A 23866-nucleotide genomic window follows, 5' to 3' on the forward strand; every position below is an offset into this window, starting at 1 on the left:
CCCGAGCACCGCAGGCTTGAGCCCCACCCCCGACAGCCCGAACCCCAGCCCCCATAGCCCTGGACCTCGGCCCCGGCACCCGAGCCGCCAGAACACACGGGCAAGCACAAGGAAGCGAGCCCTGCAACCGCAGCCGACACCGACCTCAGCCACCACTTACGGGCAGGCGCCAGAAGCGAGCCCTGCGAACACAGCGGGTACTGACCTCAACCGACGGCCACGGGCAGGCACGCGGAGCGAGCGCAAGCGAGCGCAGCGGGCATGCCCGTCGACGCAGGCGACCGCAGCGACGCCACACACACCGTCACAGGCACAAAAGACCGCAACAGCGGCGTGAGGATCGCCTGCGTCGCAACGGGGGTTCCAGGGGGTCGCCCCCCTGGGAGATCACGAGAATTCGGCGAGGGTGCGTTCGGCTTCTTCGAGCCAGGCGCGGCGGGCGTTGAGGGCCTCTTCGGCTTCCTTGATGTCCTTGTCGCGGCCGGCGTCGCGGGCTTTGCCGAGGCGTTTCTCCAGTTGTTCGATGGAGCTGCGCAGTTGCCCGACGGTGGCCTCGGCGCGGGCGCGGGCTTCGGGGTTGGTGCGGCGCCATTCGTTCTCTTCGGCGGAGCGGACGGTCTCCTCGATCTTGCGGAGCCGGCCTTCGAGGCGGTCGCGCTGGTCGCGGGGGACCATGCCGGCGGCCTCCCAGCGTTCCTGGATGGTGCGGAGCGCTTGGCGGGCCTGGCGGACGTCCCGGACGGGCAGCAGCCGTTCGGCGTCGGCGAGGATCTTCTCCTTCTCCTCGGCGTTGCCGCGGAACTCGGCGTCGCGTTCGGCGAAGGCGGCGCCGCGGGCTTGGAAGAAGGCGTCCTGGGCGCCTTTGAAGCGGGTCCAGAGGTCTTCTTCGACGTCGCGGGAGGCGCGGCCGGCGGTCTTCCAGCGGCGCATCAGGTCGCGGTAGGCGGCGGCGGTGTCGCCCCAGTCGGTGGAGCCGGACATCGCCTCGGCCTCGGCGACGAGGCGCTCCTTCTCCCTGCGGGATTCCTCGCGCTGGTCGTCGAGGGTGGCGAAGTAGGCCTTGCGGCGCTTGGTGAAGGCGTTGCGGGCGGACGACAGCCGCTTCCACAGGGCGGTCTCGGTGGGCCGGTCGATGCGGTCGGCGGCCTTCCATTCCTCGACGAGGCGGCGAAGCCTCTCGCCGCCGTTCTTCCAGTGCGTCTCCTCGGCCGCGATCCGCTCGGCTTCGGCGACGATGCGCTCTTTGACCTCGCGGGCTTCGTGGCGGTGCTGCTCGCGCTGGACCTTGACCTCTTCGCGGCGCCGGCCGACCTGCTCGGTCAGGCCGTCCAGGCGGCGGGCGAGCGCGTCGAGGTCGCCGACGGCGTGCGCCCCGGCGACGGACTCGCGGAGCCGGTCGATGCTCGCCTGCGCCTGGGCGGGCTGCAGGTCGGTGGTGCGGAGACGCTGTTCGAGCAGGCCGATCTCGGTGACGAGCGCGTCGTACTTGCGCTTGAAGTAGGACAGGGCCTCTTCGGGCGCTCCGGCCTGCCAGGATCCGACGACCCGCTCGCCGTCCGCCGTCCTGACATAGACGGTGCCGTCCTCGTCCACCCGGCCCCAGGGATCGGTCGCGCTGGACACCCTTGCCTCCTGAATCGCGGGCCCGGACGACTCACGCCCTCCGGACCCTCCACACCTTAGTATCCCGTTCGCCTAATTCCCGGCGATCGTGACGTCCTGGATTTCGACCTTCTTCTTGGGCTTGCCGTCGCCCGCCGGCTCCGTGCCGCCCTTGGCGATCTTCTTGAGCACGTCCAGCCCCTTGGTGATCTTGCCGAAGACGGTGTACTCCGGCGGGAGCTGCGAGTCCTTGTAGACCATGAAGAACTGGCTGCCGTTGGAGTCCGGCTGCTGGGTGTGCGCCATCGCGAGCGTGCCCTCGGTGTAGGTGGCGCCCGAGGTGTTCTCGTTGGCGTACCGGTAGCCGGGCCCGCCGCTGCCGGACGCCGACGGGTCGCCGCACTGCAGGACGTTGAGTCCGCCGCTCGTCATCCGGTGGCACTGGGTCTTGTCGTAGAAGTCCTTCTGCGCGAGGGACGCGAAGGAGTTCACCGTGCAGGGCGCCTTGTCGCCGTACAGCTGCATCACGACGTCGCCCTGGTTCGTCTTGACCAGGGCCTGGACGATGCCCTTGTGGGCGGGCTCGCCCGGAGGGGTGGCGACCTTCTTCACCCGGCCCTGCGTGTCCGACTGGTAGACGCAGCGCGGGCCGGCGGCCGTGGACTCGTCCTTGTTCAAGACCATGAACGCCGCGACGCCGGCGACGACCACCGCCACCGCGGCCACCGAGCCGATGATCTTGAGTCTGCGCGCCTTCGCGGCCTCCTGCGCGCGCCGCTGCTCCTGGCGCTCGTAGCGTTGCCGCGCGAGCTGCTTCTTGCGGTCCTTCCCCGCCACGTGCCTCGCCTCTCCGGTGTGATCAGGTGAACGTGCAGCGCATAGTAGCGGTACGCGCGAGTAAAAGCGCCTCCGCGTTCAGGGAGCGCTTCCCGGGCCCCCGCCGGCGCGGCCGGCCCCCGGACGCGACACGGCGACGGCCCTATCTCGTTCGCGGTGGCCGCGGCCCCGCCGGTACCCTCGGACACGCCTACCCGAGATGGTTCTAAGGAAGGACGACCGTGCTCGTCGCCGGGTTCCCCGCTGGATCGTTCGCCGCGAACTGCTACATCGTGGCGCCCGCCGCGGGTGAGGAGTGCGTGATCATCGACCCCGGCCAGGACGCCGAGGCGGGGATCGACGAGATCCTGCGCGAGCACCGGCTGAAGCCGGTCGCGGTGCTGCTGACGCACGGCCATCTGGACCACGTCTGGTCGGTGGCCCCGGTCTGCGGCGCCAAGGACGTCCCCGCCTACGTCCACCCGGACGACCGCGACCTGCTCACCGACCCGGCGAAGGGCCTGTCGCTCGGCGCCGGGCAGCAGCTGTTCGGCGGCCTGGAGCTGGCGGAGCCGGACGACGTCAGGGAGCTCGCGGACGGGTCGGTGCTGGAGCTGGCCGGGCTGAGCTTCACCGTCGACCACGCGCCGGGCCATACGCCCGGGTCGGTGACCTTCCGGACGCCGAAGGCGCAGCAGGTCCCGGACGTGATGTTCTCCGGCGACCTGCTGTTCGCGGGGTCGATCGGGCGCACCGACCTGCCGGGCGGATCGTACGAGGAGATCCTCGCCAGCCTGTCCCGGGTGTGCCTGAGCCTGCCCGACGACACCGCCGTCCTGCCCGGCCACGGAGAGCAGACCACAATCGGCCGCGAGCGCGCGACGAACCCGTTCCTCACCGGGCTTCCGCCGGGAGGTGCAGGGGGGCCGTCCCCCCTGAACGAGACGGCCGCGCCCGCGGACGGACCCAACAAGGGATTCTGAGCAAGAGACCATGAGTTCGAGCTTCCGGGCCCCCAAGGGGGTCAGTGAATACGTTCCGCCGCGCGCGGACCTCTTCTACGCCATCCGCGAGGCGTTCGCCGAGCAGGCGCGGCTGGCCGGGTACGGCTATCTGGAGCTGGCCGTCTTCGAGGACACCAACCTCTTCCGGCGCGGCGTCGGCGAGTCCACCGACGTGGTGTCCAAGGAGATGTACACGTTCGAGGACAGGGGCGGCCGCTCGCTGACGCTGCGCCCCGAGTTCACCGCGACGGTGCTGCGCGCCGTCCTGGAGAACAACCTGCACAAGGGCGTGCTGCCGGTGAAGGTGTGGACGACGGGCGCCGCGTTCCGCGCGGAGCGCCCGCAGCAGGGCCGCTACCGGCAGTTCTACCAGCTCGACCTGGAGGCGATCGGCAGCGAGGACCCGCAGGTCGACGCCGAGACGATCGCGATCGCGTCCGGCTGGTACCGGTCGCTCGGGCTGACCCGGGTGCGGCTGCTGCTGAACTCGCTCGGCTGCAAGGAGTGCCGCCCGGCCTACCGCGCCCTGCTGCAGGACTTCCTGCGCGGCCTGGACCTGGACGACGACACCCGAGCCCGCGTCGAGATCAACCCGCTGCGCGTGCTGGACGACAAGCGCCCCAGGGTGCGGGACCAGCTCGCCGGCGCCCCGCTGATGGCCGACCACCTGTGCCCGGCCTGCAAGGCGCACCACGACCGGGTCCGCGAGCTGCTCGCCGACCTCGGCATCGCGTGGGAGGACACGCCCACCCTCGTCCGCGGCCTCGACTACTACACGCGCACGACCTACGAGTTCGACCACCCGCTGCTCGGCGCCCAGTCCGGGATCGGCGGCGGCGGACGCTACGACGGCCTCTCCGAGGACATCGGCGGCCCGCCGCTGCCCGGCATCGGGTTCGGCCTCGGCCTGGACCGGACGATCCTGGCGCTGGAGGCCGAGTCGCAGGAGGGGCCCGGCGCCGCGTTCGGCGCGAAGCCGCGCTGCGAGGCGTTCGGCGTCGCGCTCGGCGACGCCGCCGAGCGCCGCATGTTCGCGCTCGTCGCCGACCTGCGCCGCGCCGGGATCGCCGCCGACATGGCGTTCGGCGGCAAGAGGCTGAAGGGCGCCATGAAGGACGCGGACCGGTCGGGCGCCCGCTACGCCGTGATCCTCGGGGAGCGAGATATCGCGGACGGCGTCGCCCAGGTCAAGGACCTGGCCACGGGCGAGCAGACCGCCGTCCCGCTCACCGACCTCACCACGACGTTGAAAGAAGGGCTCTCCGAATGATCCGCACCCACGAGGCGGGGACGCTCCGCAAGGAGCACGCCGGGCAGCAGGTCACGCTGGCCGGCTGGGTCGGCCGCCGCCGCGACCACGGCGGCGTCACGTTCATCGACCTGCGCGACGCGTCCGGTACCGCGCAGGTCGTCTTCCGGGAGGAGGACACCGCGCACGACCTGCGCTCGGAGTACTGCGTCAAGGTCGTCGGCGAGGTCCGCGTCCGGCCGGCGGGCAACGAGAACCCCGAGCTGCCCACCGGGGACATCGAGGTCGCCGCGTCCGACATCGAGGTGCTGTCGGACGCCGCGCCGCTGCCGTTCCCCATCGAGGGCGACGTCAACGTCAACGAGGAGATCCGGCTCAAGTACCGGTACCTCGACCTGCGCCGCGAGTCGGTCGCCCGCGCGATGAAGATCCGCTCGGAGGCGTCGTTCCTGGTGCACGAGGTGATGCGCGAGCACGGCTTCGTCAACGTCGAGACGCCCACCCTCACCCGGTCGACGCCCGAGGGCGCCCGCGACTTCCTCGTCCCCGTCCGGCTGCAGCCCGGCCACTGGTACGCGCTGCCGCAGTCGCCGCAGCTGTTCAAGCAGCTCCTCATGGTCGGCGGGCTGGAGCGCTACTACCAGATCGCCCGCTGCTACCGCGACGAGGACTTCCGCGCCGACCGGCAGCCCGAGTTCACCCAGATCGACATCGAGATGTCGTTCGCCGACCAGGACGACGTCCTGAAGGTCGGCGAGGACCTCGTGGCGCGCCTCTGGAAGGACATCGCGGGCTACGAGATCCCCCTCCCGATCCCCCACATCACCTACGCCGACGCGATGGACAGGTACGGCTCCGACAAGCCCGACCTGCGCTTCGGCCTGGAACTGACCGACATGACGGAGTACTTCGCCGGCACGTCGTTCCGCGTGTTCCAGGCCCCGTACGTCGGCGCGGTCGTCATGCCGGGCGGCGCCGCGCAGACCCGCAAGGAGCTGGACGGCTGGCAGGACTGGGCGAAGGCCCGCGGCGCCCGCGGCCTCGCCTACGTGCTCGTCCAGGAGGACGGCACCCTCGGCGGCCCGGTCGCGAAGAACCTCTCCGACGCCGAGAAGGAGGGCCTGGCCGCCGAGACCGGGGCCGCCCCCGGCGACGCGGTCTTCTTCGGGGCGGGCAGGCGGCACGCCACCCAGGAGCTCCTCGGCGCCGCCCGCCTGGAGATCGGCCGCCGCCGCGACCTGATCGACGCGTCCGCCTGGAAGTTCGTCTGGGTCGTGGACGCGCCGATCTTCGAGCCCGTCGAGGACGACAAGGGCGAGCGCATCGGCTGGACGTCCGTCCACCACCCGTTCACCGCGCCGAAGCCGCAGTTCGCCGGCACCTTCCACGACGACCCGGGCCCCGCCCTCGCCGACGCCTACGACCTCGTCCTGAACGGCAACGAGATCGGCGGCGGCTCCATCCGCATCCACCGCGCCGAGATGCAGCAGCGGGTCTTCGACGTCCTCGGGCTCTCCAAGGAGGAGGCCGAGTCCAAGTTCGGCTTCCTGCTGGAGGCGTTCAAGTTCGGCCCGCCCCCGCACGGCGGCATCGCCTTCGGCTGGGACCGCACGGTCATGCTCCTCGCCGGCCAGGACTCGATCCGCGACGTGATCGCCTTCCCGAAGGCCGCGTCCGGGTACGACCCCCTGACCGCCGCCCCCACGCCGATCACCCCCCAGCAGCGCGCCGAGGCGGGCGTCGACTTCGTCCCCGAGGACGAGCCCGCCGGCTCCTGACCGGGACGCGACGAGGGCGGCCGCTGCAGGGCGGCCGCCCTCGTCATGCCTGCGGCGGTCAGCGGGTGGCGCCGCTCGTCACCCGGTAGACGTCGTAGACGCCGTCGATGGTGCGGACGGCCTTCAGGACGTGGCCGAGGTGCTTCGGGTCGCCCATCTCGAAGGTGAAGCGGCTGACGGCCACGCGGTCGCGGGACGTGGTGACCGACGCCGACAGGATGTTGACGTGCTGGTCGGACAGGACGCGGGTGACGTCCGACAGGAGGCGGGGACGGTCCAGGGCCTCGACCTGGATGGCGACGAGGAAGACCGACTCCTCGCTGGGCGACCACTTCACGTCGATCAGCCGGTCGGGCTGCGTCTTCAGGCTGGCGACGTTGACGCAGTCGGCGCGGTGCACGGAGACGCCGTGCCCGCGGGTGACGAAGCCGACGATGTCGTCGCCCGGCACCGGGGTGCAGCAGCGGGACAGGCGTACCCAGACGTCCGGGTCGTCGGCGACGACGACGCCGGGGTCCCCGGCGGGACGGCCCCGCTTGCGGCGGGTCGGGAGGGCGATCTCGGCGAGGTCCTCCTCGGCGCTCTCGACGCCGCCGAGGGCGTCGACGAGGCGCTGGACGACGTGCTGCGCGGAGACCTGGCTCTCGCCGACGGCGGCGTACAGGGACGAGACGTCCGGGTAGCGCATGTCGCGGGCGAGGGCGAGCAGCGCCTCGCCGGACATCATCCGCTGGAGCGGCATGTTCTGCTTGCGCATCGCGCGGGCGATGGCGTCCTTGCCGGACTCGATCGCGGTGTCGCGGCGCTCCTTGGAGAACCAGTGCTTGATCTTGTTGCGGGCGCGGGCGCTCTTGACGAACCCGAGCCAGTCGCGGGAGGGGCCCGCGTCCGGCGACTTGGAGGTGAAGACCTCGACGGTGTCGCCGTTGTCGAGGGCCGATTCGAGGGGGACGAGGCGCCCGTTGACGCGGGCGCCGATACATCGGTGCCCGACCTCGGTGTGGATCGCGTACGCGAAGTCGACGGGGGTCGCGCCCTGCGGCAGCGCGATGACGTCGCCCTTCGGGGTGAACACGAACACCTCGGAGACCGACAGGTCGAAGCGCAGCGACTCCAGGAACTCGGCCGGGTCGGCGGTCTCCTTCTGCCAGTCGAGGAGCTGGCGGAGCCACTGCATGTCGCCGGCCTTGCGGCCGCCGACCGTCTCCTCCTTGTACTTCCAGTGCGCGGCGACGCCGTACTCGGCGCGGCGGTGCATGCCCCAGGTGCGGATCTGCAGTTCGACGGGCTTGCCCTCCGGGCCGATCACCGTCGTGTGCAGCGACTGGTACATGTTGAACTTCGGCATCGCGATGTAGTCCTTGAACCGGCCGGGGACCGGGTTCCATCGCGCGTGGATCGAGCCCAGGGCGGCGTAGCAGTCGCGGACGCTGTCGACGAGGACCCGGATGCCGACCAGGTCGTAGATGTCGTCGAAGGAGACGTCCCGCGCGATCATCTTCTGGTAGATCGAGTAGTAGTGCTTCGGCCGGCCCGTCACGGTGGCCTTGATCCGGGCCTCGCGCAGGTCGGTGGAGACGTTCTCGATCACTTCTTGCAGGTAGACGTCGCGGCGCGGGGCGCGCTCGGACACCAGCCGGGCGATCTCGTCGAACCGCTTGGGGTACATCGTGGCGAACGCGAGGTCCTCCAGCTCCCACTTCAGCGTGTTCATCCCGAGGCGGTGCGCGAGCGGCGCGAACACCTCCAGGGTCTCGCGGGCCTTCTTCTCCTGCTTGTGCCGCGGCATGTAGCGCAGCGTGCGCATGTTGTGCAGCCGGTCGCCGAGCTTGATCACCAGGACGCGGATGTCGCGGGACATCGCCACGACCATCTTGCGGACGGTCTCGGCCTCGGCCGCCTCGCCGTACTTGACCTTGTCGAGCTTGGTGACCCCGTCGACGAGCGCGGCGATCTCCTCGCCGAACTCGGCGCTCAGCTGGTCGAGCGTGTACGGGGTGTCCTCGACGGTGTCGTGCAGCAGCGCCGCGCAGAGCGTCTCGGTGTTCATGCCGAGCTCGGCGAGGATGGTCGCGACCGCGAGCGGATGCGTGATGTAGGGGTCGCCGCTCTTGCGCTTCTGGTTGCGGTGGTAGTGCGCCGCGACGTCGTAGGCGCGTTCGATGAGCCGGAGGTCCGCCTTGGGGTGGGTGTTGCGGACCGTCTTGATCAGGGGTTCGAGTACCGGGTTCATAGTGGGGCCGCGCTGGGCGCCCAGCCTGGCGAGCCTGCGGCGCACCCGGGCGGCGGACGGCGGGATCGTGGCCGGCGTGGGCCTGGACGGGACGTCGTGCTCGGACGCGCCATCTGCGTCCTCCGTGGAGCCGGTGCGCTCGGCGGGGAGAGTCTCTGGTCGGGGGGCTCGCGCGGCGGGTTTCAGCGCCGGCGGGTCTTCGTCTGCTGAATCGGCTTCCGGTTCGCCGGCCGGTCCATCGCCGGCGGGGGCCTCGGTTTCCGGCGGGAGCTCGGCGGCGGGGCCTTCGGCGGCCGGGCCGCCGGGGAGCGCGGGGCCTTCGGCGGCGGGTCCGGGCGGCGGCGTGCGGCGATCGGCGCGCCGCGGTGGCACGGTGGACGCCCCGGCCGCCTTGACGGCCCGCTCGCCCGCGGTGTCCCGCACCGGGTGCTTCCCGGCCGGGGGCGCCGCGGCGGCGTCGCTCACCGCTCCGGTCGATACCACCTCACCGGGCACCCAGCCTCCTTTGACCGTCCGGGCGCTGCTGTGCACGCCCCGCGGGTCGCGCCCGTCCCCACCGGACCCTGATGGCGCCAGTGTATCCGGCGGCGATTTCGCACTAGACCGTAACCAGCGAATGGACGTCCAGATTCCCCAGTTTGTCGCGTCCGTGCAGGAACGACAGTTCAAGGAGGACCGACAGCCCGGCGACCTCGCCGCCGCAGCGGCGGACGAGCTCGGCGGCGGCCCTGGCCGTCCCCCCGGTGGCCAGGACGTCGTCGACGATCAGCACCCGGTCGCCCTCCTCGAAGGCGTCGGAGTGGATCTCGATGGTCTCGGTCCCGTATTCGAGGTCGTAGGTCTCCGCCCGCGTCTCCGCGGGCAGCTTGCCCTTCTTGCGCACCGGGACGAACCCGGCGCCGAAGTGGTAGGCGACGGGCGCGGCGACGATGAACCCGCGGGCCTCGATACCGACGATCTTGTCGATGGTGCCGCGGCCGTGGTGGTTGACGATCGAGTCGACCACGCCGGCGAACGCGACATGGTCGGCCAGCAGCGGCGTGATGTCCTTGAACATCACGCCGGGCTTCGGGTAGTCGGGGATGTCCCGGATCCGTTCCTGGATCAGCTTGACGAGGTCCACGTTCGAGATTCCCCTGCCCTACTTGCCGCCGCGGCGCTGATGCCGCGTTCCCCGCTTGGGCTGCTGCCGCGGCCCCGTCTGCACGACCTTCCGCACGGTGACACTGCTCCGCACGTCCTCGGAGGAATCGTCGCCGGCCTCGTCGCCGTCGTCGCCGGTCTCCCCGCCGCCGGCCGGAGGCTTCCCGGACGCGCCCGCACCGGCCGTGACCTTGCTGGTCTTGACCTGCTTCTGCGCGTTCCGCTCGCGGCGGGCGATGTTCTCCCGGATCTGCCGGTACTTCGGCTCGCGCTCCTTGAACTGGACGAGCAGCGGCGTCGCCACGCAGATCGAGGAGTACGTCCCGACGATCATGCCGACGAACAGGGCGAGCGACAGGTCCTTCAGGGTGCCGGCGCCGAACAGCGTGGTGCCGATGAACAGGATCGCGCCGACCGGCAGGATCGCGACCAGCGAGGTGTTCAGCGAGCGGACCAGCGTGCTGCTGAGCGCCTGGTTCGCGGCCTCGCTGTAGGTGGTCTTGGAGGTCGGGCCGAGCGGTTTGGTGACCTCCTTGATCATGTCGAAGACGACGACCGCGTCGTACAGCGAGTAGCCGAGGATCGTCAGGAAGCCGAGCAGCGTCGCCGGGGTGACCTCGAAGCCGGACCAGGCGTAGACGCCCGCGGTGATGACGAGGTCGTGGACCAGCGCGACGACCGCGGCCACGGCCATCCGCCACTCGAACGCCACCGACAGGTAGAGGATGATCAAGACCATGAAGACGGCCAGCGCCTGCCATGCCTTCTTCTGGATCTCACCGCCCCACGAGGCGCCGACGACCTGGGTGCTGACCTTCTCCGCGGGAATGCCCAGTTCCTGCGTGATGCTCGACTTCACCTCGGTGACGTGCGGGGACGACATGCTCTCCGTCGTGACCCGCCAGTCCTCGCCGGCCTTCTGCACGATCGCCTGGTGGGCGCCGCCGTCGGTGACGGCGCCGCGCACCTGCTCGATCGAGGCGCTCGTGGCCTTGAAGGTGAAGACGGAGCCGCCCTTGAACTCGACGCCGAAGTTCAGGCCCTGGACGAGCAGGCCGGCGATCGACAGCGCCAGCAGCAGGCCGGAGATCGTGTACCAGATCTTCGGCCGGCCGACGATGTCGGCGCTGATCTCGCCCCGGTAGATCCGCGAGGTGACCGCGCGCAGTCCCATTGGTCAGGCCTCCTGGCTCGTCTTGCGGCCAGTGGCGGCCGGGTCCTGGACGGCGCGGTGCAGCCGCTTCGGGTCGAGCCCGGACATCGGATGCCCCCGGCCGAAGAACTTGGTGCGCGACAGCAGCGCGACCAGCGGCTTGGTGAAGAAGAACACCACGACGATGTCGATGAGCGTCGTCAGGCCCATCGCGAACGCGAACCCGGCTACGCCGCCGACCGCGAGGAAGTACAGCACCAGCGCGGCCAGGAAGGTGACGGCGTCGGCGACGAGGATGGTGCGCCGCGCCCGTTTCCAGGCGTTCTCCACCGAGGGGCGCAGCCTGCGCCCGGCCCTCAGCTCGTCCCGCAGCCGCTCGAAGTAGACGATGAACGAGTCGGCGGTGATGCCGATCGAGACGATCAGCCCGATGATGTGCGGCAGGGAGAGCCGGAAGCCCATGCCCTCGCCGAGGATCACCACCGCCAGGTAGGTGATGGCGGACGCCACGACCAGGCTGGACACCGCGACCAGGCCGAGGCCCCGGTAGTAGAACAGGCAGTACAGCACCACCAGGCCGAGGCCGATCGCGCCGGCGATGAGGCCGCCGGTCAGCTGGTCGGAGCCCAGCGTGGACGACACCTCGTCGATGGAGCTCTGCGTGAACTCCAGCGGCAGCGCGCCGTACTTCAGCACGTTGGCGAGGTCGGTGGCGTACTGCTGGTTGAAGCTCTCGGGCGGCCCGTCGATGCTGGCGGTGCCGCCGGTGATCGGGCCCTCCCGGATGGCGGGGGCCGAGACGACCTGGCCGTCCAGCACGATCGCGACCTGCGCCTGCGCGGCGGACGGGTCCGCCTGGTAGGCCCGGGAGGCGTCGGTGGTGACCGCGCCGAACTGGCGGGCGCCCTTGCCGTCGAACTTCAGCGAGACCGACCAGCTCGCCTGGCCCTGCTGGGCGTTCGGCGGCATCGCGTTCGCCTCGTCGACGTTCTCGCCGAGCACCCGGACCGGGCCGAGGATGTACTTGGTGACCTGGCCGCTCTCCTCGTCCTGGTCACAGGCGGCGACGAACTGGCGGTTCGGGTCGTTGGACCCGGCGGCGTGCCGGTCGCCGTTGTAGCAGTCGAGCGCCTCGAACTGCTTGACGACGGCCTTGTCGGTCACGCCCGGGACGTCCTGCGCGGGAGCGGTCGGCTGCCCGGACGGCTGGATCAGCGGCGACGACGGCGAGGCCGACGGGCTCGGCGTGCCGGACGGCTTCGGCGTCGGGGCGGTCAGCGCCCCCGACAGCGCCCGGCCGCGCGGGGTCGCCGAAGCGGACGGCGAGGCGGAGGGCGACGGGCTCTTGCCGCCGTCCCCGCTCTTGGCGGACCCGCTCGGCGACGGAGCCGGCGCGGCCGCGCTCGCCGGGCGCCCGTCCGCGCTCGCGAACACCTGGCGGAACTGGAGCTTCGCCGTGGTGCCGATCAGGCTGACGACGCGGCTCTGCCCCTCGCCGGGGACGTTCACCACGATGTTGTTGCTGCCCTGCTTCGCGACCTCCGCGTCGGAGACCCCGAGACCGTTGACGCGCTGCGTCATGATCTTGACGGCCTGGTCCATCTGCGCGGACGGCGGATTCTTCCCGCCCGGGGTCTTCGCCGTGAGGGTCACGGTCGTCCCGCCGGCGAGGTCCAGCCCCAGCTTGGGCGTCGTCCGCCCCTGCCAGACCGCCAGACCGCCGAGGACGACCAGGATCGCGAACAGCGCGAGGAGCGTGCGCCCTGGCTTGGGAGCGTTTCTGGGCGAAGCCACTTGTCGTCGTACTTCCCGTCTTTGTCGTCGCCGTGGGAGGGGTCAGGCGGACGGCTTGTCGGCCGCCTTGACCTTCGTCTTCCCCTTCGGCTCGGACTCGGGCTCGACGTCCTCGTCCGCTTCGTCCCCGACCTCGGCGCCGCCGTCCTTGGACAGGTCGACCTGGGCGCCGTCCTTGGAGAGGTCGACGGACTCGTCCCCGTCCAGCTCCTCGGCGTCCTCGTCGTCCTCGGCGTCCTCGTCGTCGAGGTCCTCGGGCTCGGGGTCCTTCAAGACCTGCATGATCGCCTGCTTGACGAAGCGCACTTCGACGCCGTCCGCGATATCCAGGATCACACCGTCGTCGTCGACCTCCACGACCGTGGCCTTCATGCCGCTGGTCGTCAGGACGCGAACGCCGGGTTGTACGTCGCTCTGCATCTGCGCCTGCTCTTTGCGGCGCTTGCTCTGCGGCCGGATGAGCAGGAGGTAGAAGACCACAGGTACGGCGAGGAGGAGCAGGATGTTGAAGGCCCCGCTACCGCCCGAATCCGCCGCGAGAATCATGTCGCTGCCCATTACTGGGGCATCCTTCCGAAGTCGATTGCCCAGCCTGTGACCGTAACGGTCGCGCGCACGGGACCGCCGGCTGGAGACGGTGAACCAAGTCCCGGAGTCTAGAGAGTACGCGAGACCCCGGCAACGACGCGACGAACGACGACGCCGGGAAGTTCCCAACCCGTTATCGGATGATCACTATTCGCCCCGGCCGGCGTCTTCGGCCACGTCGAACAGGGTGCCCGCCAGCGGCGCCGTCGGCGGCTGGGGCAGGCCCAGGTGCGCCCATGCGGCGGCCGTGGCGACGCGCCCGCGCGGCGTCCTCGCCAGCAGTCCCTGCCGGACGAGGAACGGCTCGGCGACGACCTCGACGGTCTCCGGCTCCTCCCCCACCGACACGGCGAGGGTGGACAGGCCGACGGGCCCGCCGCCGAACTTGCGCATCAGCGACTCCAGGACGGACCGGTCGAGCCGGTCCAGTCCCCGTTCGTCCACCTCGTACAACGCGAGGGCGGCCCGCGCCGATTCCTGCGTGACGACCCCGTCGGCGCGGACCTCGGCGTAGTCGCGGACGCGGCGCAGCAGCCGGTTGGCGATGCGGGGCGTCCCGCGGGACCGCCCGGCGACCTCGGCGGCCGCGTCGTCGGCGATCTCCACGTCCAGCAGCTGCGCCGACCGGCGGACGATGATCTCCAGCTCGGCGGGCTCGTAGAAGTCCATGTGCGCGACGAAGCCGAACCTGTCGCGCAGCGGCCCCGGCAGCATCCCCGCCCGGGTGGTGGCCCCGACCAGCGTGAACGGCGCGATGTCGAGGGGGATGGCGGTCGCGCCCGGCCCCTTGCCCACGACGACGTCGACCCGGAAGTCCTCCATCGCCATGTAGAGCATCTCCTCGGCGGGCCGCGCCAGCCGGTGGATCTCGTCCAGGAACAGCACCTCGCCCTCGGCGAGGGTCGACAGCACCGCCGCGAGGTCGCCGGCCCGCTCGATCGCCGGCCCGGAGGAGATCCGCAGCGGCTGCCCCAGCTCCGCAGCGATGATCATCGCGAGGGTGGTCTTGCCGAGGCCGGGACCGCCCGACAGCAGTACGTGGTCGGGCGTCCGGCCGCGCCGCAGCGCGCTGTGCAGGACGAGGGAGAGCTGCTCGCGCACCCGTTCCTGCCCGACGAAGTCGTCGAGCTTCTTCGGCCGCAGCGCGGCCTCGATCCGCTGCTCCTCGGCCCCGTCTGCGTCCGCCGAGACCAGCCGCTCGAACTCCTCGCCCATGCCCGCGCGGCCCCCCGGTTCGCCGGCGCCCGTCATTTGCTCAGCTTCTTCAGCGCGGACTTCAGCAGGGCCGCGACCGGCGGGGTCTCCGCGCCGTCGAGCTCGGCGGCGACGGCGTCCACCGCGGCGTCGGCGTCCTTGGCGGACCAGCCGAGGTTGATCAGGCCCATCTGGACCTGCTCGCGCCACGCCTCGCCGCGGGCGGGCGCGCGGACGCCGGCGGCGCCGTCGCCGATCGGCCCGCCGAGGCGGTCCCTGAGCTCCAGGACGATCCGCTGGGCGCCCTTCTTGCCGATGCCGGGCACCTTGGTCAGGGCGGTGAGGTCCTCCGCGGCGACCGCGCGGCGCAGCCCGTCCGGCGTGTGGACGGCGAGCATCGCCAGCGCGAGCCGGGGCCCGATGCCGCTGGCGGTCTGCAGCAGCTCGAACACCCCGCGCTCGTCGTCGTCGGCGAACCCGAACAGGGTGAGGGAGTCCTCGCGGACGACGAGGGACGTCGGCACGTGCGCGGGGTCGCCGACCCGCAGCCCGGCGAGGGTGGCGGGCGTGCACTGCACCGACAGGCCGACGCCGTGCACGTCGATCACCGCGCCGTCGGGCCCGGCGGCGGCCACCCGGCCGCTGACGAAGGCGATCACTGGACGGTTCCTCCTCTGCTGCGGGCGGCGAGCCGGGCGCGTTCGGCCCGGGCCGCCTCCTCGATCCGCGACCGCTGGGCGTGTGCGAGCCGCTGCTGCGCTCCCCCGCGCCACACGTGGCAGATGGCCAGCGCGAGCGCGTCGGCGGCGTCCGCCGGCCTGGGGGCCGTCTCCAGGGACAGGAGCCGGGTCACCATCCGGGTCACCTGCGCCTTGTCGGCGCGCCCGTTCCCGGTGACGGCGGCCTTGGCCTCGCTCGGCGTGTGCAGCGCGACGGGCAGCCCGCGGCGGGCCGCCGCCAGCATCGCGATGCCGGCGGCCTGCGCGGTGCCCATCACGGTGCGGACGTTGTGCTGGGCGAACACGCGCTCCACGGCCACGGCGTCGGGGCTCAACTCGTCCATCAGGGCCTCGATGCCGGTCTGGACGGCCAGCAGGCGCAGGGCGTGGTCCTCGTCGGGGCCGGTCCGGACGACGGACACGTGCACCAGGTGGAGCCGCTTGCCCGGGGAGCCCTCGACGACCCCCACCCCGCACCGGGTGAGGCCGGGGTCCACCCCCATCACCCGCACGGCCGCTCCTTCGATCATCTGTTCGGCCGCCAACGCTACCAACCCGCGTCGCCGGTCAGCGGCAATCCACCGAGAACGGGCGTGGCCGGGGACGCCGCGGACGCGCGGCGCCGCCGCGCCCCGGAGGGGGCACGGCGGCGCGGGGCAGGGGCTCAGGCGTCCAGGGAGGCCATGACCTCGTCGGAGACGTCGAAGTTGGCGTAGACGTCCTGGACGTCGTCGGAGTCCTCCAGGGCGTCGAGGAGGCGGAAGACCTTCTTCGCGCTGTCCTCGTCGAGGGGGACGGTGACGCTCGGCAGGAACTTGCTCTCGGCGGACTCGTAGTCGATGCCCGCGTCCACCAGGGCGGTGCGGACGGCGACCAGGTCGCCGGCCTCGCTGACGACCTCGAAGTTCTCGTCGTCGAGCTCGTTGACCTCCTCGGCGCCGGCGTCGAGGACGGCCATCATCACGTCGTCCTCGCTGGTGTTCGCCTTCGGGACGATCACGACGCCCTTGCGGTTGAACATGTAGGAGACCGAGCCCGGGTCGGCGAGGGAGCCGCCGTTGCGGGTGAGGGCGACGCGGACCTCCGAGGCGGCCCGGTTGCGGTTGTCGGTCAGGCACTCGATCAGGACCGCGACACCGCCGGGCGCGTAGCCCTCGTAGGTGATGTTCTGCCAGTCGGCGCCCCCCGCCTCCTCACCGGCGCCGCGCTTGCGGGCGCGCTCGATGTTGTCGTTGGGGACGGAGTTCTTCTTCGCCTTGTAGATGGCGTCGTAGAGGGTGGGGTTCGCGTCGGGGTCGCCGCCGCCGGTGCGGGCCGCCACCTCGATGTTCTTGATCAGCTTCGCGAAGAGCTTGCCCCGCTTGGCGTCGAGGGCCGCCTTCTTGTGCTTGGTCGTCGCCCACTTGGAATGGCCGGACATTGTCACTCCTCCTCTGTCGTCCGGCGCACCAGATCGGCGAAGTAGTGGTGCACGCGGAAATCGCCTGTCAACTCCGGATGGAACGAGGTCGCCATGAGACGTCCCTGACGAACGGCGACGATCCTACCGGCGTTCGGGCCGCTCTCGGCGCGTCCGAGGATCTCGACGGCGCCGCCGACGGACTCGACCCAGGGCGCGCGGATGAAAACGGCGTGGTACGGCGTGTCCCCCATGCCGGTCAGCGGCACCGCCCCCTCGAAGGAGTCGACCTGCCGGCCGAACGCGTTGCGCCGCACCGTCATGTCGATCCCGCCGACGGTCTCCTGGCCCGGCGCGCCGTCCCGGATCCGGTCCGCCAGCATGATCATGCCGGCGCAGGAGCCGTAGGCGGGCATGCCCGCCTCGATCCGCTTGCGCAGCGGGTCGAGCAGCTCGAAGGAGCGCGCCAGCCGCCACATCGTGGTCGACTCTCCGCCGGGCAGGACGAGGCCGTCGACGCGTTCCAGCTCCTCGGGACGGCGCACGGCGAGGGTCCGCGCCCCCGCGGCCTCCAGCGCGCGGACGTGCTCGAGCACGTCGCCCTGCAGGGCGAGGACACCGATCGTGGGCGCAGTCGTCACGTGGGAACCTTCCGGGACAAGGGGATGCTCTCAACCCTAGACGTTCCCTACAACACGCCACGACCTGCCCGGCTTCCCTTCGGCCGCGGGGGCGACGGGCCTCCGCGCGGCTCCCGGAGGAGCCGGTTCCTGAGACGCCGTCAGGCGTGCTTGAAGCGCCGCAAGGGGAGCTCCAGGGGGAGGAAGCCGTCCGTGCCGCGGTCGGCGATGCCGCGGCCGAACATGTGCGCCTCGGCGAGCGCGAGCCCGAACTCCTCGGGGTCGAACGGGAGCGGGACGTCCGCGGCGCCCGCGTCGATGGCGGCCCAGAACGGCCGCTCGGCGGGCAGCCGCTCGCCCTGGTCGACGACGACGCCGTCCTCGGCGGTGACGAAGACGTCGCGGAGCAGCTCGCCCGACTCGTACCAGCGGAACCAGCAGCCGCGGATCACGTTGTGCAGGACGAGGACGCCGCAGTGCGAGCCGGGCAGGGCCGCGGCGGCGGTGTCGGCGATCCGGCGGGCGTCGTCGTCGAGGCAGAACAGCCGCCGGTCGCACAGCAGCAGCGCCCGCTCGAACGCGCCGACGAACAGCTCGTCCTCGTAGGGCCAGAGCGCGAAGTCCAGGACCGTGTCACCGGTCTCGGTCAGGGTGTCCGCCGGGTAGAGCCTGCGCGCGATCGCCGCGGCGGTGTCCGGGTCGGGCATGAGGCCCGGCCGGAACACCTCGGTGGGTTCACCCGCGCTCGCGCACGCCAGCGCGACCGACCAAGCCATGCTCTCCCCTCCCGCGGCCCGGCACCGCCTCCCGGCCACGCCGCCAGGTTAACCCGGCCGGGGCCCGCTGTGGAGGGCGGGCCCCGATCGGGTCACCAGCCGCGGCCGGCGAACTTCTGGTCCTCGCCGAGGGAGGCGGCGCTGATGCCGACCATCGCCTCGCCGAGCCCGCGGGACACCTTGGCGATCACGTCGGGGTCGTCGTGGAAGGTGGTGGCCTTCACGATGGCCTCGGCGCGCTGGGCCGGGTTGCCGGACTTGAAGATCCCGGAGCCGACGAAGACGCCCTCGGCGCCGAGCTGCATCATCATGGCGGCGTCGGCCGGGGTGGCGATGCCGCCCGCGGTGAACAGCACGACGGGCAGCTTGCCGGCCCGCGCGACCTCCTTGACCAGCTCGTAGGGGGCCTGGAGCTCCTTGGCGGCGACGTACAGCTCGTCCTCGGGCAGCGACTGGAGCCGGCGGATCTCCTGCCGGATCTGCCGCATGTGCGTGGTGGCGTTGGAGACGTCGCCGGTGCCGGCCTCGCCCTTGGAGCGGATCATCGCCGCGCCCTCGGTGATGCGGCGCAGCGCCTCGCCGAGGTTGGTGGCGCCGCACACGAACGGGACGGTGAACGCCCACTTGTCGATGTGGTTGTCGTAGTCGGCCGGGGTGAGCACCTCGGACTCGTCGACGTAGTCGACGCCGAGGGCCTGCAGCACCCGGGCCTCGACGAAGTGGCCGATGCGCGCCTTGGCCATGACGGGGATGGAGACCGCCCCGATGATCCCGTCGATCATGTCGGGGTCGCTCATCCGGGAGATGCCGCCCTCGGCGCGGATGTCGGCGGGCACCCGCTCCAGGGCCATGACGGCGACGGCGCCGGCGTCTTCGGCGATCTTCGCCTGCTCGGCCGTGACGACGTCCATGATCACGCCGCCCTTGAGCATCTCCGCCATGCCGCGCTTGACGCGGGCGGTCCCGGTCTCGGGCGCGGCGTTGTCAGTGGCGGGAGTGGAAGTGGACACGGGCATTTCCTCACGTGGACGGACGACAAATCACTTTCCATGATATTGCCTGCTCGCACGACCTCTCGACCCGGCAGAGTGTCAGCGCGCGAGGCCCGCGGCTTACGGAGTGACCGGCGGGACGTCCGGGACGCGGGTCAGGGCGTGTAGGGCTTGCCGTCGTTGACGAGCAGCACCCATACCTGGCCCGGCGCGAAGGTCATCGGCTCGCCGCCGGGCGTGGTGAAGGTCGTCCCCTTGCCCTCGGACGGCCGCGTCCACTTGGCCTTGTAGGACTTCCCGTCGCGCAGGACGACCGCCCGCCCGCTCCCGGTCGTGTGGATCAGCGGCGTGTAGCTGCCGAGGAAGTCGTGGAACTTCGACCGGGTCGTCTTGGCGTACTGGACGACGACGGTCTTCCCGCCGAGCCGCCCGCCCTCGGCGGCGCGGTCGGGGCGTCCGCCCCAGCTGGCGAGCCACCGCTTCTCCTTGGCCGACCAGGTGAAACCCATGGTGGCGGACGGCCAGCGCGCGGTGAACGACCTGGTCGGCTCGCCGCCCTCGGGCGCGTCCCCGAAGCGGAACCCGATGTCGCGCGGCCGCGCGGCCTTCGGCGCCCGCTTGAGCAGGTCCTTCGGGTCCGCGTACAGGTTGTACGGGATGCGCTTGGCGCTGGACCGGAAGTAGGCGCCGCCCGCCTTCTCCTGGGAGAGGTCGTACACCGGCGACGTGCGGACGTACTTCTTCATCTTGCTCTGGACGCCGGAGAACGCGAAGGCGGGCCGGCCGAACTGCGGCAGGATGTGCAGGTCGGAGATGCGGGCGCTGCGGACGGGCCCGACCCTGCCCGGCAGCTTGGACGAGTAGACGGCCATCAGCCGCGTCTCGCCGCCCTCGACCTGCTCGACGTAGACGATGTCGGCGGCCTTCACGCCGCTCTGCGGCAGCGCCGGCGCGGTGTTCTCGATCTTGACGGCCAGGACCGGGTTGCGCAGGCCCTTCGCGCCGCCGGTGAACGGGTGCGCCGCGGGCTCGGGCGTCCCGCTCGGCGGCGGCGCGCCCGTGCTGCGCGGCGGCGGAGCCGTCTCCGGGTCGCCGGAGTCCGAGCAGGCGGCCAGGGCGGCGGCGCCGAGAACGAGGACGCCGAGCCCCGCGGCCGCGCGGACCCCGGCGGCGGTGCCCCAGGCGGATCGCACGATGTACCCCTCCCTTGGACGGTCTGCCAGAGGGTAGCGAACGCGTTCGGATGTGCTCGCCCGTCCAGCGGTACGTCCCGGGCCCCCGACTGTGATCAATGTCGCGCGATCAATGTCGCGTGATCGGTGCCGCGTGATCGGTGCCGTCCGGTCAGATCGCCGGCGGGTCGTCGTCGATCTCGAAGTAGTCCGGCAGCGGGGCGCGCCCGGCCAGCGGCAGGACCCGGATCAGCGGCTTGCGGCGCGCGGCCCGGGCCTGGGAGACGGCGTCGTTGTAGAAGTTGCGGGCGTAGGCGACCTTCGCGGCGGCCGAGGACAGCTCGTCCAGGACCTCCCCGCCGTCCGCGCCCGTGCCCCTGGCCGTGATGGTGCCCACGAATTCGGGCTGGTCGACGACCGCGCGCAGCGCCCGGGACAGGTCGCTCTCGGCGAACTCGCGGCCCTCGGCATCGGCGGTGCGCGCCTCGTGGGCGGCCGTCGCCAGCACCAGGCTGGTGGCCGGGTCCAGGAGGCGGGACGCGGCCAGCTCCAGCGCGGCGGCGGCCCGCCGGACGAGCGCGGCGTCCAGCGCGGCGCGGGCGGTCTCGACCCGGACGTGCAGCCGGTCGAGCCGGGTGGCGCGCCACGACACGTACACGGCGACCAGGAAGACGACGGCGACCCAGAACAGGACGTCGATGATCCAGTCGTAGGACATCCGGCGCTCCCCTACACCCCGTGCCCGGACTCGACGACGCGGGCGCCGCCGTCCGTGACCGTCTCGTACACCCTCAGCACGTCGCGGGCGACGGCCGACCAGTCGTAGGCGCGGACGGCGGCGCGCGCCTCCGCGGACAGCTGCTTGCGCCGGGCCGGGTCGTCGAGGAGCTCGCCGGCGGCCGCCGCGAGCGCCTCGTGGTCGCCGGCCGGGAACAGCGCCCCGGCCCGCCCGCCGAGCAGCACCCGGTCGAACGCCTCGATGTCGCTGGCGAGGATCGGCGCGCCCGCCGACATCGCCTCGGCGAGCACGATGCCGAAGCTCTCGCCGCCGAGGTTCGGCGCGACGAAGACGTCCACCGAGTGGTAGGCGCGGACCTTGTCCTCCGCGCTGACCAGGCCGAGGACGGCGACGCGGTCGCGCAGCTCCGGCGAGACCCGGGCGATCACGTCGTCGGCGTCGCCGGGCCCGGCGAGCAGCAGCCGCAGCCCGGGTCGGCGGCGGCCGAGGATCTCGAAGGCGCGCAGCAGCACCTGGAGGCCCTTGCGCGGCTCGTCCATCCGGCCGAGGAACCCGAGCGTCCCGCCGCCCGCGGGCGGCGGCTCGCTGCGCCCGCGCCGGCCGGGCAGCGGCTCGGCCATCGCGTACCGCTCGGTCGCGACGCCGTTGGGGATCAGCACGGCGTCGCCGCCGAGGTGCTCGACGAGCGTGGTGCGGGCGGCCTCCGAGACCGCGATCCGGCCGGTGATCTTCTCCAGGGCGCTCCGCAGGATCGGCGCGGTGACCGACAGCGCCCGCGACTTCTCGTAGGACGCGTGGAAGGTGCCGACGATGGGCCCGTCGGCCGCCCAGCAGGCGAGCAGCCCGAGCGAGGGCGCGGCGGGCTCGTGGACGTGCAGGACGTCGAAGCCGCCCTCGCGGATCCACCGCCGGACGCGCCCGGACGACAGGAACCCGAACGCCAGCCGGGCCACGGACCCGTTGTAGGGGACGGGGACGGCGCGCCCGGCGGACACGGCGTAGGGCGGCAGCTCGGCGTCGTCGTCCGCGGGCGTGATCACCGACACGTCGTGGCCGAGCCCGATCAGCGCCTCGGCGAGGTCGCCGATGTGCTGCTGCACGCCGCCCGGGACGTTCCACGTGTACGGGCAGACGATCCCGATCCTCATGGGCCGGCGCTCATCCCCGGCCGCCGCCCGGGGCGTCGCCCAGGTCGTCCACCCAGACCTTCTGCAGCATGTGCCAGTCCTCGGGGTGGGCGGCGATGCCCTCCTCGAAGGCGCGGGCGAGCTCCTGGGTCATGGCCTGGATCTTCTCCTGTCTGCGGCCCTCGCCCGGGACCGGGATCTCCTCGTGGACGCGCGCCGCCCAGTACTCCCCCTCGTACCAGAGTGTCACGGGAATGAGCGCGGCGCCGGTCTGGATCGCGAGCGCGGCGGAAACGGCGGGCATCCGCGCGGTGGCGCCGAAGAACTCGACGTCGATGCCGCTCTCGGTGAGGTCCCGGTCGACGACGAGGCACACGGGCCGCCCGGCGCGGAGCCGCTGGGCCATCCGCCCGAACGCGGAGGCGCCCTTGTGGGCGAGGACCTCCATGCCGAGGCTCTCGCGGAACTCGACGAACCGGTCGAACAGCGACGCGGGCTCCAGCCGCTCGGCGACGGTGGTGAACGGGTATCCGCAGTGCACCAGCCACGCGCCGGCGTGCTCGTAGTTGCCCATGTGCGGCAGGGCGAGGACGACGCCGCGGCCGGAGTCGAGGTTGGTGAAGATCTTCTTCTCGCCGGTGACGCGCATCCGGCCGAGGATCCGGGCCTTGTCGTACTCGGGCAGCCGGAACACCTCCAGCCAGTAGCGCAGGTAGGAGCGCAGCACCTTCTTGCTGAGGACGCGGACCTCGTCGTCGACGGCGTCCTTGCCGAGGACGCGGCACAGGTTGCGCTCCAGCTGCCGCACCCCGGAGCCGTACCGGTGCCAGGTGCGGTCGGCGAGCGCGGCGAAGACCAGCCGCGCCGCGCGCTCCGGCATCTTGCGGACGACCGTCCAGCCGAGGGCGTAGACGGCGTCGGTCACCTCGTCGCGGAGCGACGTCCGGTCGGCTCCGCGGCGGGGGGTGGTCACGGCCGCGGCTCCGGCGTCTTGCGCGCGCCGTTCTCCTTCTCGGCGCCGCCCGGCGCCCCGGCGCCCGCGCCCTGCTTGGCCTGCGCGTACACCGTGGCGAACCGCTGCCCGACCGTGATCGTGCTGAGCGCGGCGAGCGCCCACAGCGCGATCGCGAGGATGAAGGGGACGCCGAGGCCGTCGAAGCCGGCGGCGACCAGGACGACGATGAGGCGCTCCGCGCGCTCGGCGATGCCGACGTCGCAGGTGTAGCCGAGCCCTTCGGCGCGGGCCTTGGCGTAGGACACCACGACGCCGGCGACGAGGCAGTACAGCGCGACCCCGGCCAGCGGCTCCTGGCCGTCCCGGTAGAGCCCGATCATCAGCCCGGCGAAGATCGCGGCGTCGGCGACCCGGTCCATGGTGGAGTCGAGGAACGCGCCGAACTTGGAGATCTTCCCGGTGACCCGGGCGACCGCGCCGTCCAGCATGTCGAACAGCACGAACGCGGTGATCACCATCGTGCCCCAGAAGAACGACCCGCGCGGGAAGAGGACGAGCGCGCCGGCGGCGACGCCGACCGTCCCGATGACGGTGATGGCGTTGGGCGAGACCCCGGTCCGCGCGACCGCCCGCCCGACGGGGGTGAGGACGCGCCCCAGCGCGGGCCTGATCTTGTTGAGCATCGCCGTCCGTTCTCGTGTTCGCGGGGTGGGGGGCCGCGGCCGGCGGGGACGGGCCCGCCCCGCCCGCGACCGGGCGCGCCCATCGTAGTGCGGCCGCGGCGCGGGCGCGCTCAGCACGGGGTTTGGGGGC

Annotated in this window: 22 protein-coding genes; 3 read left to right on the forward strand and 19 right to left on the reverse strand. The window is 72.1% G+C overall.

Annotation, left to right across the window (positions count from 1 at the left end; all coding sequences use genetic code 11):
• Positions 1-387 precede the first annotated feature (387 nt).
• Both ACA511_RS39335 and ACA511_RS39340 read right to left on the reverse strand, forming a co-directional pair.
• Complete coding sequence (locus ACA511_RS39335; protein WP_375029844.1) at positions 388-1623, reverse strand: DUF349 domain-containing protein; 1236 nt, start codon at positions 1621-1623, stop codon at positions 388-390.
• A gap of 72 nt (positions 1624-1695) precedes the next feature.
• A complete protein-coding gene (locus ACA511_RS39340; protein WP_375029845.1) occupies positions 1696-2439 on the reverse strand; it encodes a peptidylprolyl isomerase in 744 nt (247 codons plus the stop codon).
• A 221-nt stretch (positions 2440-2660) separates the two neighbouring features.
• Here ACA511_RS39340 and ACA511_RS39345 point away from each other — a divergent pair, with 221 nt between their 5' ends.
• Genes ACA511_RS39345 through aspS form a run of 3 tightly spaced genes read left to right on the forward strand, consistent with a single transcriptional unit; the run spans position 2661 to position 6449 of the window.
• Entirely contained in the window at positions 2661-3401 is a 741-nt protein-coding gene (locus tag ACA511_RS39345) for an MBL fold metallo-hydrolase (RefSeq protein WP_375029846.1), read from the forward strand.
• 10 nt (positions 3402-3411) lie between these two features.
• On the forward strand, positions 3412-4692 hold the full coding sequence (gene hisS / locus ACA511_RS39350) for a histidine--tRNA ligase (RefSeq protein ID WP_375029847.1): 1281 nt from the start codon (positions 3412-3414) through the stop codon (positions 4690-4692).
• Entirely contained in the window at positions 4689-6449 is a 1761-nt protein-coding gene (gene aspS / locus ACA511_RS39355) for an aspartate--tRNA ligase (protein WP_375029848.1), read from the forward strand. Before hisS ends, aspS begins: the two co-directional genes overlap by 4 nt.
• A 58-nt stretch (positions 6450-6507) precedes the next feature.
• Here aspS and ACA511_RS39360 read toward each other — a convergent pair whose 3' ends face one another.
• From ACA511_RS39360 to pgsA, 17 genes are all read right to left on the reverse strand, one after another.
• Positions 6508-8682 (reverse strand): RelA/SpoT family protein, encoded by a 2175-nt coding sequence (locus ACA511_RS39360; RefSeq protein WP_375029941.1) that lies wholly within the window; start codon positions 8680-8682, stop codon positions 6508-6510.
• Between the two features lie 598 nt (positions 8683-9280).
• Positions 9281-9814, reverse strand: coding sequence for an adenine phosphoribosyltransferase (locus tag ACA511_RS39365; protein WP_375029942.1), 534 nt, complete (start codon positions 9812-9814; stop codon positions 9281-9283).
• 9 nt (positions 9815-9823) lie between these two features.
• On the reverse strand, positions 9824-10999 hold the full coding sequence (gene secF, locus ACA511_RS39370; protein ID WP_375029849.1) for a protein translocase subunit SecF: 1176 nt from the start codon (positions 10997-10999) through the stop codon (positions 9824-9826).
• A gap of 3 nt (positions 11000-11002) precedes the next feature.
• Positions 11003-12772 (reverse strand): protein translocase subunit SecD, encoded by a 1770-nt coding sequence (gene secD / locus ACA511_RS39375; RefSeq protein ID WP_375029850.1) that lies wholly within the window; start codon positions 12770-12772, stop codon positions 11003-11005.
• 42 nt (positions 12773-12814) lie between these two features.
• Positions 12815-13330 (reverse strand): preprotein translocase subunit YajC, encoded by a 516-nt coding sequence (gene yajC, locus ACA511_RS39380; RefSeq protein WP_375029851.1) that lies wholly within the window; start codon positions 13328-13330, stop codon positions 12815-12817.
• Positions 13331-13507: 177 nt separating this feature from the next.
• Positions 13508-14575, reverse strand: a complete 1068-nt coding sequence (gene ruvB / locus ACA511_RS39385) for a Holliday junction branch migration DNA helicase RuvB (RefSeq protein ID WP_375029943.1) — start codon at positions 14573-14575, stop codon at positions 13508-13510.
• Positions 14576-14607: 32 nt separating this feature from the next.
• Entirely contained in the window at positions 14608-15213 is a 606-nt protein-coding gene (ruvA, locus tag ACA511_RS39390; RefSeq protein ID WP_375029852.1) for a Holliday junction branch migration protein RuvA, read from the reverse strand.
• On the reverse strand, positions 15210-15785 hold the full coding sequence (gene ruvC, locus ACA511_RS39395) for a crossover junction endodeoxyribonuclease RuvC (RefSeq protein WP_375029944.1): 576 nt from the start codon (positions 15783-15785) through the stop codon (positions 15210-15212). Before ruvC ends, ruvA begins: the two co-directional genes overlap by 4 nt.
• Before the next feature lie 152 nt (positions 15786-15937).
• Positions 15938-16693, reverse strand: coding sequence for a YebC/PmpR family DNA-binding transcriptional regulator (locus ACA511_RS39400; protein WP_375029853.1), 756 nt, complete (start codon positions 16691-16693; stop codon positions 15938-15940).
• A 2-nt stretch (positions 16694-16695) separates the two neighbouring features.
• Positions 16696-17313: a pyridoxal 5'-phosphate synthase glutaminase subunit PdxT gene (pdxT, locus tag ACA511_RS39405; protein ID WP_375029854.1), complete on the reverse strand. Its 618-nt coding sequence runs from the start codon at positions 17311-17313 to the stop codon at positions 16696-16698.
• A gap of 140 nt (positions 17314-17453) precedes the next feature.
• Positions 17454-18068 carry a hypothetical protein gene (locus tag ACA511_RS39410; protein WP_375029855.1) on the reverse strand — a complete coding sequence of 205 codons (615 nt, stop codon included), beginning with the start codon at positions 18066-18068 and terminating at the stop codon, positions 17454-17456.
• A gap of 92 nt (positions 18069-18160) precedes the next feature.
• Entirely contained in the window at positions 18161-19084 is a 924-nt protein-coding gene (gene pdxS / locus ACA511_RS39415) for a pyridoxal 5'-phosphate synthase lyase subunit PdxS (protein WP_375029856.1), read from the reverse strand.
• A 131-nt stretch (positions 19085-19215) separates the two neighbouring features.
• Complete coding sequence (locus tag ACA511_RS39420; protein WP_375029857.1) at positions 19216-20253, reverse strand: DUF3048 domain-containing protein; 1038 nt, start codon at positions 20251-20253, stop codon at positions 19216-19218.
• A gap of 151 nt (positions 20254-20404) precedes the next feature.
• Positions 20405-20950: a hypothetical protein gene (locus tag ACA511_RS39425; protein WP_375029858.1), complete on the reverse strand. Its 546-nt coding sequence runs from the start codon at positions 20948-20950 to the stop codon at positions 20405-20407.
• 11 nt (positions 20951-20961) lie between these two features.
• Positions 20962-22119, reverse strand: a complete 1158-nt coding sequence (locus ACA511_RS39430; RefSeq protein WP_375029859.1) for a glycosyltransferase family 4 protein — start codon at positions 22117-22119, stop codon at positions 20962-20964.
• Positions 22120-22129: 10 nt separating this feature from the next.
• On the reverse strand, positions 22130-23071 hold the full coding sequence (locus ACA511_RS39435; RefSeq protein ID WP_375029860.1) for a phosphatidylinositol mannoside acyltransferase: 942 nt from the start codon (positions 23069-23071) through the stop codon (positions 22130-22132).
• Positions 23068-23736, reverse strand: coding sequence for a phosphatidylinositol phosphate synthase (gene pgsA / locus ACA511_RS39440; protein WP_375029861.1), 669 nt, complete (start codon positions 23734-23736; stop codon positions 23068-23070). The genes ACA511_RS39435 and pgsA overlap by 4 nt, the downstream gene beginning before the upstream one ends.
• Between the last annotated feature and the right edge of the window lie 130 nt (positions 23737-23866).

The sequence above is a fragment of the Actinomadura sp. GTD37 genome, from assembly GCF_041951365.1.
GTDB lineage: Bacteria > Actinomycetota > Actinomycetes > Streptosporangiales > Streptosporangiaceae > Spirillospora.